This is a genomic window from Wolbachia endosymbiont (group A) of Colletes cunicularius (genome assembly GCF_964264715.1).
Taxonomy (GTDB): domain Bacteria; phylum Pseudomonadota; class Alphaproteobacteria; order Rickettsiales; family Anaplasmataceae; genus Wolbachia.
In genome coordinates this window covers 405,461-418,075 of sequence record NZ_OZ183471.1, presented here as the reverse complement: position 1 = coordinate 418,075, position 12,615 = coordinate 405,461, and the positions used below count along the sequence as shown (strand labels likewise).

At 35.6% G+C, this 12,615-nt stretch carries 13 protein-coding genes and 3 pseudogenes; 9 read left to right on the top strand and 7 right to left on the bottom strand.

Annotated features, from left to right (window positions below; translation table 11 throughout):
• Positions 1-4: 4 nt before the first annotated feature.
• Together ACFELZ_RS02375 and ACFELZ_RS02370 are read left to right on the top strand one after the other, a co-directional pair.
• A pseudogene (locus ACFELZ_RS02375) lies at positions 5-631 on the top strand (IS4 family transposase); the annotation flags it as partial.
• Positions 632-931: 300 nt separating this feature from the next.
• Positions 932-2,179 carry an IscS subfamily cysteine desulfurase gene (locus ACFELZ_RS02370; RefSeq protein WP_375316425.1) on the top strand — a complete coding sequence of 416 codons (1,248 nt, stop codon included), beginning with the start codon at positions 932-934 and terminating at the stop codon, positions 2,177-2,179.
• A gap of 63 nt (positions 2,180-2,242) precedes the next feature.
• On the opposite strand, the pseudogene ACFELZ_RS02365 reads toward ACFELZ_RS02370, so the two are convergent.
• Positions 2,243-2,489: pseudogene (locus ACFELZ_RS02365) on the bottom strand (transposase); the annotation flags it as partial.
• A gap of 303 nt (positions 2,490-2,792) precedes the next feature.
• Between ACFELZ_RS02365 and ACFELZ_RS02360 the strand changes: the two are divergent.
• The 5 genes from ACFELZ_RS02360 (at position 2,793) to tsaB (ending at position 5,450) form a co-directional block, all read left to right on the top strand.
• Positions 2,793-2,990: a transposase gene (locus tag ACFELZ_RS02360; RefSeq protein WP_375315805.1), complete on the top strand. Its 198-nt coding sequence runs from the start codon at positions 2,793-2,795 to the stop codon at positions 2,988-2,990.
• A gap of 3 nt (positions 2,991-2,993) precedes the next feature.
• Positions 2,994-3,158 (top strand): hypothetical protein, encoded by a 165-nt coding sequence (locus ACFELZ_RS02355; RefSeq protein ID WP_375315781.1) that lies wholly within the window; start codon positions 2,994-2,996, stop codon positions 3,156-3,158.
• Complete coding sequence (locus ACFELZ_RS02350) at positions 3,101-3,559, top strand: transposase (protein WP_375316633.1); 459 nt, start codon at positions 3,101-3,103, stop codon at positions 3,557-3,559. Before ACFELZ_RS02355 ends, ACFELZ_RS02350 begins: the two co-directional genes overlap by 58 nt.
• 158 nt (positions 3,560-3,717) lie before the next feature.
• Entirely contained in the window at positions 3,718-4,848 is a 1,131-nt protein-coding gene (locus ACFELZ_RS02345) for a cation:dicarboxylate symporter family transporter (protein ID WP_375316632.1), read from the top strand.
• A complete protein-coding gene (tsaB, locus tag ACFELZ_RS02340) occupies positions 4,848-5,450 on the top strand; it encodes a tRNA (adenosine(37)-N6)-threonylcarbamoyltransferase complex dimerization subunit type 1 TsaB (RefSeq protein WP_375316424.1) in 603 nt (200 codons plus the stop codon). Before ACFELZ_RS02345 ends, tsaB begins: the two co-directional genes overlap by 1 nt.
• Here the strand turns inward: tsaB and ACFELZ_RS02335 are convergent.
• Complete coding sequence (locus tag ACFELZ_RS02335) at positions 5,445-6,068, bottom strand: AAA family ATPase (RefSeq protein WP_375316423.1); 624 nt, start codon at positions 6,066-6,068, stop codon at positions 5,445-5,447. The genes tsaB and ACFELZ_RS02335 overlap by 6 nt on opposite strands.
• Positions 6,069-6,384: 316 nt before the next feature.
• Between ACFELZ_RS02335 and ACFELZ_RS02330 the strand changes: the two are divergent.
• Positions 6,385-7,623: pseudogene (locus ACFELZ_RS02330) on the top strand (IS256 family transposase).
• Here ACFELZ_RS02330 and ACFELZ_RS02325 read toward each other — a convergent pair.
• From ACFELZ_RS02325 to ACFELZ_RS02310, 4 genes are all read right to left on the bottom strand, one after another.
• The gene (locus ACFELZ_RS02325) at positions 7,568-7,738 is read right to left on the bottom strand and encodes a hypothetical protein (protein ID WP_375316422.1); all 171 of its coding nucleotides are present in this window, start codon (positions 7,736-7,738) and stop codon (positions 7,568-7,570) included. The pseudogene ACFELZ_RS02330 and the gene ACFELZ_RS02325 sit on opposite strands and share 56 nt — an antisense overlap.
• Before the next feature lie 52 nt (positions 7,739-7,790).
• Positions 7,791-8,105: an IS630 transposase-related protein gene (locus ACFELZ_RS02320; RefSeq protein WP_375316331.1), complete on the bottom strand. Its 315-nt coding sequence runs from the start codon at positions 8,103-8,105 to the stop codon at positions 7,791-7,793.
• Between the two features lie 745 nt (positions 8,106-8,850).
• Positions 8,851-9,003, bottom strand: coding sequence for a hypothetical protein (locus ACFELZ_RS02315; protein WP_375316421.1), 153 nt, complete (start codon positions 9,001-9,003; stop codon positions 8,851-8,853).
• Positions 9,004-9,083: 80 nt separating this feature from the next.
• The gene (locus ACFELZ_RS02310) at positions 9,084-10,487 is read right to left on the bottom strand and encodes an NAD(P)H-dependent flavin oxidoreductase (RefSeq protein ID WP_375316631.1); all 1,404 of its coding nucleotides are present in this window, start codon (positions 10,485-10,487) and stop codon (positions 9,084-9,086) included.
• Positions 10,488-10,653: 166 nt separating this feature from the next.
• On the opposite strand from ACFELZ_RS02310, the gene coaE reads away from it, so the two are divergent.
• A complete protein-coding gene (coaE, locus tag ACFELZ_RS02305) occupies positions 10,654-11,241 on the top strand; it encodes a dephospho-CoA kinase (RefSeq protein WP_375316420.1) in 588 nt (195 codons plus the stop codon).
• A 155-nt stretch (positions 11,242-11,396) separates the two neighbouring features.
• Here coaE and ACFELZ_RS02300 read toward each other — a convergent pair whose 3' ends face one another.
• A complete protein-coding gene (locus ACFELZ_RS02300) occupies positions 11,397-12,575 on the bottom strand; it encodes a ribonuclease D (RefSeq protein WP_264731940.1) in 1,179 nt (392 codons plus the stop codon).
• Between the last annotated feature and the right edge of the window lie 40 nt (positions 12,576-12,615).

Below are 12,615 nucleotides of genomic sequence, written 5' to 3'. Positions count from 1 at the left end.
AGCTATAGAAGTAAAGTTTAGTAACTTTGTGATGAATGCATCAAAAAACAACGCTAGACGTAAAACGCAAAAACTTCCTAATTTAAATTTAAATGCTGTCTATGTTATAGAAAAATATCCCCCATTTGGCGAAGAGCCCATGAACTGGATTTTGTTAACAAATATAAATATTAATAATTTTGAAGAAGCAGTAGAAAAAATACAATGGTATTGCTTAAGATGGAGAATAGAGGTTTTTCATAAAATTTTGAAATCCGGTCTTAAAGTTGAAGAATGTAGGCTCCAAACAGCAGATAGATTGATCCGCTTTCTTACAATTATGAGTATAATTGCATGGAGAATATTTTTTATCACATTGGTAGCTAGAACAAATCCGAATCTTTCTTGCACTGTCATACTGACTGATGACGAATGGAAGGTTTTATATACCAAAATGCTTAAGACAAAAAACTATCCTGAGACTCCACCACCTATAAGAGAAATTGTGAGGTGGGTGGCCAAGTTAGGAGGGTTTTTAGCTCGCAAAAATGACTTAGAACCAGGCCCTATAGCTTTGTGGAAGGGATGGAAACGTCTCTTTGATTTAGCAGAAGGATGGAGACTTGCTCATTCATTCTATACTTGTGGGTAATAGTAAGTTGTTAGCGGCTAAGAGATACCGCGGTGGCATGACGTAGGACTGCTGTCATTCCAGTCTGGAATCTAGTTCTTATTGTACATTTACTTGGTGTAGAGTTAAGTTTCCTGGATCTAAGTAGTCAAGGTACTGGAATGACATCATAGGGGCGCTGGAATGACACCATCACAGAGTGAACCAGCGTCATACACACATCCCTTTGGTGAAAATGTTTGTTGATGCAAGATTATACCTTGAAAAAATTAAGTTTTAGTGCTATTAAATAGTTGTAAATTTTGTCTCTGTGGTAGCTTTATGAATGTTGCAAGTAAGAAAATACATGATACTAAAATAAAATTACCAATATTTCTTGATTATCAATCTACTACTAAAGTGGATCCCCGTGTTTTGGAGGTAATGATACCTTATTTTGGTGAGTTCAGTAATGCACACTCTCGCAGCCATTCATTTGGTTGGACTGCTGAAGAAGCAGTGGAAAAAGCAAGGAAACACATCGCTGATCTGGTGAACGCAGATAGCAAAGAAATTATCTTTACCTCAGGTGCAACTGAGTCAAATAATACAGCAATCAAGGGCATTGCTCACTTTTACAAAAATAAAGGAAATCATATAATAACTGTCTGCACGGAGCATAAGTGTGTTCTGGATTCTTGTCGGCATCTGGAAAATGAAGGCTTTAAAGTTACATATTTGCCTGTTAAGCAAAACGGAATTATAGATTTATCAAAGCTTGAGGAAGCAATTACTGATAAAACAATCCTGGTTTCAGTGATGATGGTAAATAATGAAATCGGAGTAATTCAGCCTGTAAAGGAGATTGGTAAAATATGCAGAAAGCATAATATATTTTTCCATACAGATGCAGCTCAAAGCTTTGGAAAAGTTCCAATTGATGTTAATGAGATGTGCATTGATCTTATGAGTCTCTCTAGCCACAAAATTTATGGACCTATGGGAATAGGCGCATTATATGTCCGTAGAAAGAATCCTCGTGTTAGGCTGATACCATTGATTAGTGGTGGTGGACAAGAAAGAGGTATGCGTTCTGGAACAGTTCCAACACCTCTTGCAGTTGGTTTTGGTGAAGCGGCACGTATTGCTGAAGAAGAAATGGAAACAGAAGCAAGCAAATTGGAAGGACTGAGAGATATTTTGTACAATAAGATAAAAGAAGCATTTCCTGATATCGTTTTAAATGGTGATTATGAAAATAGAATTCCTGGCAACCTAAACTTGAGCTTTCCCTATGTTGAGGGTGAGTCTCTCATCATGGCAATCAAGGATTTAGCAGTAAGTTCTGGTTCTGCGTGCACGTCTGCGTCTCTTGAGCCTTCCTATGTCATACGGTCGCTAAATAATGGCCACGACCTTGAGCATTCATCAATTAGATTTGGCCTAGGCCGATTTACAACTAAAGAAGAAGTTTTGTACGCAGCAGATCTTGTTGCTAAAAATATTGGCCGACTGAGAGAAATGAGCCCACTTTGGGAGATGGTACAAGAAGGAGTAGATTTGAACACCGTGAAATGGGACTTTCATTAAATATATCCATTCAGCCAGTCCAACTGCAAATGCACTTTGAAATTACTCTGTAACCATTCACACTTAATTCTGCAATTCTTTGATCTCACTCATGGAGAGGCCAGTAAACTTAACAATAGTGTTGACATCAACATTATTAGCCAGCATTGCTTTTGCGACTTCAATTTTCCCTTCCTCTTTACCAATTTTTTTTACCTTTTTCAGTAGCAAGATCAAGTCTGTATTCAAGAATGGCTTCTTCTTTGCGTAGATCCATTATTCTTTCTTCGTAAGCTACTAAATCTTTTTCGTTCCAACGAAACTTATCAACATATACATTAACTATAATCTGTATACCGCTACACAGGATATGAATAGGAAGTACTTTTTGATTTTACAATACAGCTTGAGATTCAATTTTTATAATTTTCTTGTTGACTAGCGAGACGGTATCTTTTTTTTTTCGTTTGGTGAATTTATTAAACATTTATGGCTAAATGACAATCGTCATCCCGCTACGTGTTAGCGCTTACTATTACCCATAAATCTAAAAGGAGAAAAAGCTGCTATCTTAGAGCCTGTCTTCAAACTAAGTAGAAAGGAGTTAAGAAGTGTGTTATAAGATATATTTTAAATGTACCCAAGCGATATAAGTGACAAAGAATGGAAGATAATAGAGCTATATTTTGAACCTAAAAAGACCGGTAGACCAAGAAAACATAGTATTAGAACAATTATTAACGCAATCCGCTATATGATGAGAACAGGATGTCAATGGAGACAACTGCCTAAAGATTTTCCACCATGGAAAACAGTGTATAGTTGTAATTAGCGATTGAAAAAAAGTGGAATATGGCAAGAGATTCATGATTTTCTAGTTAAAAAAGTAAGAGAGATAATTGGTAAGAATGAAACTCCATCAGTGGGAATAATAGATAGCCAATCAGTAAAAACTACTCAAAAAGGGGATCCAGAGGATATGATGCTGGCAAGAAAGTAAAGGGTAGAAAGCGCCACATCGTTGTAGATACTGTAGGTCTTGTAATTGCTGCTGAAGTACAAAGTGCAAGCATTCAGGATCTTGATGGTGCACTAAATCTTTTTGTTCAAGCCAAATGCAAAGCTCCAACATTACATAAGTTTTTTGCTGATCAAGGATACACAGGTAAATTGCAAAACCGCTGCTTATTGGAAACTGGATGTTTATTGACGATTACCAAGAAAATAGTTGATACAGGATTTCAGGTTATTCCCAAACGTTGGATTGTTGAGAGAACCTTTGCTTGGCTCTCCAATTTTAGACGTATGAGTAAGGATTATGAGCATTCTCCTCTCACTTCAAAAAACAACATCTTCTTTAATATGATCACTATTATGCTTCACAAATTAGCTCATTCTTGAGTTTGAAGACAGGCTCTAATAGATAATATTCGTGCAGTACGCGCGGGAGTAACAAAAGTTGCTTGTCTTTCATAATGTTTCGTAGCAATAGGCAGTTTTGCTTTACTTAACAACTAACTTACCATATATATGTCCATAGGACATTGGTATATAAGAACGTGCTACAACTATTAATCTTACTCACGGTCATCACTTCAGTTGCATTCTTTGGTCATTTAGTTCCAATGGAAGCAAAAACCTTCTTGTACTCAACGAGCCTGAGTATAAAAGAGGTTTTGCTATTTATAATGCCTTTTATTATTTTTGCGTTAATCTTTAGCAGTGTTAACAATCTTAAGCAGTCAGCTATAAAGTTTATATTGTTACTTATTATAATGATCTTCTTATCGAATCTGGCTTCAAGTTTAATAGCTTATTCTGTTGGGCATTTTATCATACAAAACACTTATTCAATACAAGATATAACGTATGAAGAAACAATTGTTCCTTTATGGTCGTTTAGGCTTCCGCTACTCCTTTCTAACTTTCATGCTCTTGCTTGTGGATTTGTGTCCAGCATAGTAGTGTCTATACTGCTACCTAAGAAAAGCAAAGAGCTTTCGAACAAAATGTTAGATTTAACTCTCTTTATTTTGAAGAAGTTTTTGACGCCGATTATTCCAATATTTGTACTTGGGCTTGCTTTAAAAATGCAGCATGATCAAGTTTTATCTATAATATTTAAGGATTACTCAATAATTTTCATTATTATAGCATCTGCAACCTACCTTTATGTTTTCCTCTTATATGGAGCAGCAAATTCATTCAAGATCACAAGCTGGATAGCTAGTATAAGCAATATGATACCGGCATTTATTACTGCAATGAGCACAATGTCTAGTAATGCAACTATGCCGCTTACTCTTGGAGGAAGCAAAAAAAATGTAAAGCAACCTGATATAGCATCGTCTGTTATACCAATAACTGCTAGCTTCCATTTAGTAGGTGATTGCTTTTTTGTTATAATATTATCGATGGTAATTACTTCTGGTTATTTATTGTCCACAACGGACTATGTAACTTTTCTTCTCTATTTTTTGTTATTTAAGTTTGCTATCGTTGCAGTGCCGGCAGGAGGAATTATGGTAATGCTACCTATTCTTGAGAAATACCTCAAATTTTCTCCAGAAATGCTTTCATTAATCACAGCCTTGTATATAGTGTTTGATCCAATAATCACTTCAGCAAATGTTATGGGTAATGGTGCCTTTACTATGATGTTTACAAAACTCTATGATAAGCTTAAGTAATGTCTATTTTAGCGATTGATACTGTAGGTACTGGTAGTTCAATAGCAATAGTTGATTGTGATGGTAATTGTTTTGTAGAGCGCAATTCCGCCAGCAACAATCATGTAGAATCATTTTTTCAAATTCTGAATACTTTGTTTGATAAGCACAATTATAATTATGATAAAATAGATCATTTAGCGGTAGTAGTTGGACCAGGAAGTTTCACTGGAATTAGAGTTGGTATATCAGCAGCACAAGGTATAAATCTTGCTACAAATAAGCCATTATACGGAGTTAATGCGCTGGAAGTTCAAGCTTACACAATATCTTTGCTTTGTACGAATAGCAAAAAAAATATCAGAGCTATAATCAAAAATGCTCAAGGGTTTTATACACAGTTATTTGATTTCAATTTATTGCCGCTATCTGGTCCAACTGCAGCACGTGACCCTGGATCCAAGTGTCACGCTACAAGCAGTGACTGCATTACACATATGGATTGCAATTTAAATGCTAGCCATGCAGGACTATTGGTTCATTATAGACTGAAGAACAAGCAAAAATTAAATGAAGTTGAGGCTCTATATTTAAATGAGCCTCAGTATATGAAATCATTATAGACTATTCTTTCGCGTACATACAATGTGGCTAAGCCTGTGCATCTGGTTTACTATCTCTTGAGCTACTTCTTTTATACTCATATCTGAATTTTCTATCTCTATGGCACTCGGTGGTATAAATAAATTGTTAATCCTAAATTGCTCTATCATGCTATTTACATTAGTCACCTTCCTATTTTTTCTTTGCCTTTTTAATGCAATACGCTTTTGTAATGTCGGTAGATCACACCTAAGTACCACAGGAAGGATTTCTGTGTTCATTTTTTTACTAAGCCTTACTATTGAATCATACATCCTCATGTTCTGGTCATTATTTTCCATCAACCCATCAATAAATATGTAATTTTTTGAGTGAATCGGATAATTTTCTATTACCTGAAGCATAATTTGCATAATGTCATATATTCTATCTTGAACTTCTTTAGGTATTTGATCACGTTCAAAGACACCATTGTATATAGAGCAAACTTGAACATTGTTATAGAACTTACTATTTACAATTAATGCGTCTATCATATTGGACAATTCTATTGCTGTGGAAAGTTTACCACTTCCTGAAAGACCAGAGAGATATATGAAAAATCCTGCTGGCTGTTTTTTTGTGTTAATACTTACCATATTATTTTCAATCTTGAAACTTACATTTATAATAACATAAAAATAAAGCTTTAAAACATATGAAATATTATATAGAAAATTATTTTTATAGTTAAGATATTATGTAATTTAGAAACATAAATTCTGTATATAAACTCTATAATAACGATAACTATTTCTAAGAGCCTGTCTTCAAACTCAAGAATGAGCTAATTTGTGAAGCATAATAGTGATCATATTAAAGAAGATGTTGTTTTTTGAAGTGGGGAATGTTCAAAAAAGTGTGTCAAACCGAAAAAAAAGTAATAAATTGATATAAAAAAATGGAGGTTTGACAATGAGTCAGAAAGTAGTAAACAGAACTAACGGATTGGTAGATTATAAAGAGTTGGAAACAAATATCCTGTCGTCTATACGAGAAGGAAGACCGTTGACAGGAAGGGAGGGAGCATTAACACCATTTATAAAAAAGCTGCTGGAGGCAAGTTTGGAAGGTGAAATAGAAAACCACTTATTAGCTGAAAGTGAAGAGAATAATCGAAGAAATGGGAGAAATGGAAAGACTTTACGGACAAGTGCCGGTTCATTTGAACTTTTGACGCCAAGGGATAGAGAAGGAAGTTTTGAGCCGCAAATAGTCAAAAAAAGGCAAACAAGCTTACATCCAGAGCTTGAAACGAAGATTTTGAGCACATTTGCCAGTGGTATGAGCTATAGAGATATAGCGTCACACGTTGAGGAAATTTATGATCACAAAATATCGGCGGCAGAGATATAAAGTATTACCGACAAATTACTGCCTATAATCAATGAATGGCGTAGTCGTCCACTGCAATCAGTATACCCGATAGTATTTATGGATGGGATGTTCTTTAAGGTCAAAGAGAATGGACATTGCGTAAGTAAATGTATGTACAATATATTGGGCATAGACCAAAATGGCAGAAAAGAAGTCCTGGGCTTTTATTTGGCTGAAAGTGAAGGAGCTAACTTTTGGTTGGGAGTGCTAAATGACCTCAAAGAAAGAGGAGTAGAAGATATTCTGATTGCATGTGTAGATGGGCTAAAAAGCTTTCCTGCAGCTATAAATAGTGCGTTTCCTAAAGCAGAAGTACAGCTATGTATAGTGCATCAGATAAGAAATTCACTAAAATATGTATCCAGCAAAGATGTGAAAGTTTTCATGAATGATTTGAAAAAAATATATCGTGCTACAAGTAAAGAAATTGCTGAAAATTACTTACTTGAGCTGGAAGAAAAATGGGGAGAAAAGTATCCTTTAGTTATAAAATCGTGGCAGAACAATTGGGAAAATTTATCTGGTTATTTCAAGTATTCTAGCCCAGTTAGAAGGCTAATTTACACCACAAATCCAATTGAGGGGCTGCACAGACAGATCAGAAAATTCACTAAAACCAAGGGCTCATTTACCAGCACAAATGCCTTGTATAAACAGGTATATTGTGCTATAAAGAAGGTAGAGCAAAAATGGACTATGGCTCTGCCTAATTGGGCTTTAACTATGTCTCAACTTGATATTTTCTTTCCAGATAGATTGAAAATTGAGTTGAACTAAAAATGCGGTTTGACACACTTTTTTGAACATTCCCAAATAACCTCTTGCCTTTTTGAGACCACCCATATTCATAAAATCTGTTGTCTTCTACTCCAGAGTCATCTATGAATATCAAGTTTTCTTTTTCTATTCCTTCTATTTTTTTTATGAACTCCTTGCGTTTCTCTTCATTCCTTTCCTGATAAAGAAAAGTTTTTTTTATATGTATAGTTTACTTTTTTAAGATAATTGTAGACTGTGTCTTTGCACATGTTGCCAAATTTTTCAATTATTTTTTCAACCGTAATATCTCGGTTTTCATCCAGAAATTTGACAAAGCCATCTAAGTATTTAATTTTATGACTATGTCCCTTTTGGTAGCCTGAAGACGGTTTTATACTTCCTGTTTCTTCTCTTCTTTTCCTCCACCAGTATATAGTTTTTCTATCAATTTTGAACATCTTGCTTACTTCTTCCATAGTCATTTTTTTCTCGTCAACCACTTTTAAAACTCGTTCCCTCAGGTCCTCACTATATGGCTTGCCATCATTCTACCTTAATTAAAGCAGTATTATACCTTTTTACACTCCTTTGAGGAAACCTTATTTCGGTTAGCTATAGATTTATGGGTAATAGTAAGTCGCAGAACTGTGCATGAACCTCTCGACTCACACAGCTCCCATTATTCAGCCATCAGTCATATATTTGATGGCCTCGTTTTATTTGTCAGTTCCTCCCATTTCTGGTTGCCCAACTAATAAAACTGAATAACTCAGCCCCTTCGCTCCATTTCCATTACAGAAATTTCTTCACTACTACGCGCCCCTGTTTTTCGCATCGGTACTCTCATCCTTGAAGTTTAGCTTCTTGGATTTCTCCCTTGTCATCGAAACGACAGGTTCCCGTAGTTCCACACAATAGCCCAAAATAGATTCACGCCACCTTTATGCCGGACGCCACCTACCCAGTAAACAAGTTTCCGATAGGTTTATCCCAAGTTAGAAATTACCCCCTGGTTTTGACGTCACCTTTGATGTTTCGACACTTCATCAGTGGTTCACTTGCGTTCGTCTCTCTATTTAACACATGACACATAATTGTGCCTTTTCCGTAACTCTCACTACCTTGACTCTTTATCAAAGCAGCTTACGGTTGTTTAAAGCCTGCTCTTGTAAACCGGCTTTGAGGGGCCCACCCTCATCTATTATGTAGCTTTTGCACTTAGTTTGCTCTTTGTCTGAGCATCCTTTATGCTTCTACGGCACACAAATCCCCATCATTCCAGTCTGTGATATTTTGCGTACTACAAAATTGTAAAAACTCTTCAACATTCCTGCTACTACCAGATTTTTTTATATAGGCTAACGCATACCTTTTTAAAACACTATCACTTGCTACCATAAATACCCTCTTAAGTTAAGACTAAATTAATAAATACTTATTATAACAAAATAACGTCTTCTTGTCAAATCAACCATAACTTAATACCCAGTTAATATCCTTTCCACCAGCTCTTTTACTGTCGGTACGTAGCCATTCTCATAAAACGGATCTTGCTTAAATTTGTACACATTGTGCCCGGAAAACATGAGTTCATTTTCAATATTGCCGTCATGTATAATGTTTTGCAGTGTTTTTTGTATACAAAAACTCCGTGGATCTGGCTTTCGTCCTGTTGAATGGTCGCCGTGATCCTTCCAATTGCTAAACAAACAATGACTTAAGCATCCCATACAATTGATTTGATCTTGTCTTATCTCTGCAAATTTGCCTGGCGTCACAAAAATAACAGTTGTATCTGGAGTTTTCATTGCTTCTGTATACCCTGCTTTAGTCCATGTATTTGCCAGCTCTTTGTCTTTTGAAGTAAGGTAGACCTTCCTACCTCTGCTACCCATTGCAAATTCACTACTAAATTCTTCGCTGGCATTTTCTGAAAACTTTATTTGACGTGAATTCCGTTTCTGCAACTCACGTATGAAGTTATTTTTTACTGCAGATGAGTAAAACCCTGTTGGACTGAATTTATTTAAAAATACATCACCTTCTTCTAAAGTGAGTAGCTTCTTTTTCCACTCTGCAGAAATTGGGCTTTCTTTCGCCAAAAGTGGACGAGTGCCAAACTGAAAAGCTATTGGTCCAATTTGCAGATTGTCAAACCAATGTTCCCAATCTTTCAAATGCCACACTCCTCCTGCCATAACAATTGGTGTTTCTGAAAGACCGATCTCGTTCATGAAAGATCTAAGCTCTGCAACTCTTTCAAATGGAGCCTGTGGTAGCTCTGGGTCTTCACTGTTACTGAGTCCATTGTGCCCTCCAGCAAGCCATGGATCTTCATACACTACTCCACCAAGCAAATAGGAAGATATTCTTTGGTAAGTACGCTTCCATAATGCTTTAAAAGCACGCACCGATGAGACAATAGGGTAATAATAAACCTGATATTTAGCTGCAATTTCTCCAAGCCTATAAGGCATACCAGCACCGCAGGTAATACCATGAACTAAGCCTTTTGCTTTTTCTAATATGCCATGAAGCACGCGTTCTGCTGCTCCCATCTCCCAAAGCACATTCATATGTATTCTTCCATGACCTTTTGATATTTCATTCGCTATTTTTGCCTGACTGATTCCAGCTTTAATACTATACTCAATCAATTCACTGTGTTTTTCATTTCTTGTTTTGCCTTTGTAAATCAGCGGCACTAACTCACCATTATCATCAATAAGCTTAGCATTTGCACCAGAAAACGTACCCACAGCATCTGCTGCAGCAAATGCTCCACTTGACCTTCCATCACTGATTGCGATGCCTTTGCCGCCCTCAATGATTGGCCACACTTCCTTTCCTGAGATTACTATCTTTTTTATCTTATTTTTCAAAACTTTCTCGCAATCTTTCACTCTATTTTACTTAATTACTAAAAAAATAATAGCTGTTTATTTTTTCTTATATCATCAGAGCCTCTGCATAGCCAAATTTGGGTTTTGAGTAGACACAGCAGCTACTGTAATATAGTTTCGAAAGAAGTCTAATGTATTTTGCTATATGATCATAGGTCTAACAGGCAGAATTGGGGTAGGAAAGAGCTTTGTAGCTAATTGCTTTCAAGAGTTTGGTGCTGCTGTGTTTGATGCTGATTCTGTTGTACACCAACTTTATAAAGTGGATAAAAGCATAATAAGTTATGCAGAAAAAAATTTTCCTGGAGTGGTAGTCAATGGTGAAATAGGTAGAACAGTACTGTCTAAATATTTCTTAGCCTACGATGAAAATTGGAAACAATTTCAATCTTTGATTCACTCTGCTGTGCTGCGTGAATTAGAATTTTTTATTGCCAAGGAAAAAAAGATCGATAGAAAGCTTTTAGTTTTAGATGTGCCACTTCTATTAGAAACAAAATTTCATTCATACTGTGACCTTATTATTTTTATCTATGCAGATAGCGTTGTGCAAGCTCAAAGACTTAACAAACGCAACATAGATAAAGAAAAGCTAAATTTAATCTTCAATGTTCAGTTATCTATTGAGGAGAAAAGGAAGATGAGTGACTTTATTATCGACACCAGTGTAAGCAAAGAGTATGTTTTTTCTCAAGTAAAAGATATAGTGGATTCATTAAACCTAAACACGTAGCTCTACGTCATACCGCCTCGGTATCTCTTGGCCGCTAACAAGCAGCGGAATGACGAGGTTATCTTCATACTGCCGCGAACCGCCATACCGCCGCGATATCTCTAGATCCCGCTAACAAGCAGCGGAATGACGATTGTCGATCAATCTAAGTTACTTTAGCAACAGTTATTCTCCACCAAATTACTCCGAATTTTAGTTGTATTATTTGCGGATTTCACTGCTGAAATCTCAAATTTTGAGCTTGTGTTCAAAAATGATTCAACTGACCTGCCAAAAAAATCGTATCTCCACCCCTTGAATAGTTTATCTATCTGCCCAGATATTGACCCGGTTAACTCATCTTTTGAAGAAACTAATTTCCTTGATATGTTACTTTCTTTACATTTACTATCTAAAATAATTGAGAGTATATCGAATACAGATTTGTCATAATTATTCGGTAAGATGTTGTTTTGCTGCATCCAATTTTTTTCATTTTCATTAAAAATATTCACAAACTCTAGTAAATCTGCATCTTTTATATTTTTTGCATTCCTCTTGAGATCATCTAAAATCTCATCAACATGCTCTACATTTTTTTCAATAAAACCAGCTATTACAGCATTATTAATTACTTTATTACGATTCATATTATAGCGCTGTGCTAAGGTCTCTTGCCATTCACTAACTGCTTTAACAGTTAATACCAATCTTGGATTTGCTTCATAATTAAATTTAATTCTCTTCCATGCATCTTTTGGACTATGTAAATACTTATTTATATTAACTATTGATTCCATCTCTTCTTGAAACCAACACATCCTATTATTTTCTTCAAGTTTATTGCACAATATTTGGTATAAGTCATATAGGTGTACCACGTCGTTTATTGCATAGTCTAACTGATCCTCGGACAACGGACGCCTTAACCAATCTGAATTTTTAGCTTTAATTTTATCCAGCACTACTCCTTGATATTGCTCTACTACTTTTGAGTAACCAATAAAGTCATGATAATAATGACAAAACATAGCGGCAACTTGGGTATCAAAAATGGGAGTGGGAATACATTTAAACACAGTGAGTAAGGATTCTATATCCTGCCGGCAGCTATGAAACACTTTGGTTATCCCTTGATTTAGCATTATTTTCTTAATGAATGATAAATCAATTTCTGGCACTAATGCGTCTACAATAAAACTCTTCTCTCCGTAAGAAATTTGAATTAACGATAATTTTGGGTAGTAGGTTAAATTATTTCTAATGAACTCCGTGTCAACTGCTATAAATTTCGGCTTTTTTGCTATTAATTCTTCGCACGTATCTTCCAGCTCTGATGTTGTACTAATTAGCATATATTTTTCACTTGGTGGTTCTACTTTATCTGACCTTACC

Coding starts and splice junctions, on each gene's coding strand:
- tsaB (WP_375316424.1), top strand. CDS start 4,848: ATGTCTATTTTAGCGATTGATACTGTAGGTACTGGTAGTTCAATAGCA.
- ACFELZ_RS02360 (WP_375315805.1), top strand. CDS start 2,793: ATGTACCCAAGCGATATAAGTGACAAAGAATGGAAGATAATAGAGCTA.
- coaE (WP_375316420.1), top strand. CDS start 10,654: ATGATCATAGGTCTAACAGGCAGAATTGGGGTAGGAAAGAGCTTTGTA.
- ACFELZ_RS02370 (WP_375316425.1), top strand. CDS start 932: ATGAATGTTGCAAGTAAGAAAATACATGATACTAAAATAAAATTACCA.
- ACFELZ_RS02300 (WP_264731940.1), bottom strand. CDS start 12,575: ATGCTAATTAGTACAACATCAGAGCTGGAAGATACGTGCGAAGAATTA.
- ACFELZ_RS02335 (WP_375316423.1), bottom strand. CDS start 6,068: ATGGTAAGTATTAACACAAAAAAACAGCCAGCAGGATTTTTCATATAT.
- ACFELZ_RS02315 (WP_375316421.1), bottom strand. CDS start 9,003: ATGGTAGCAAGTGATAGTGTTTTAAAAAGGTATGCGTTAGCCTATATA.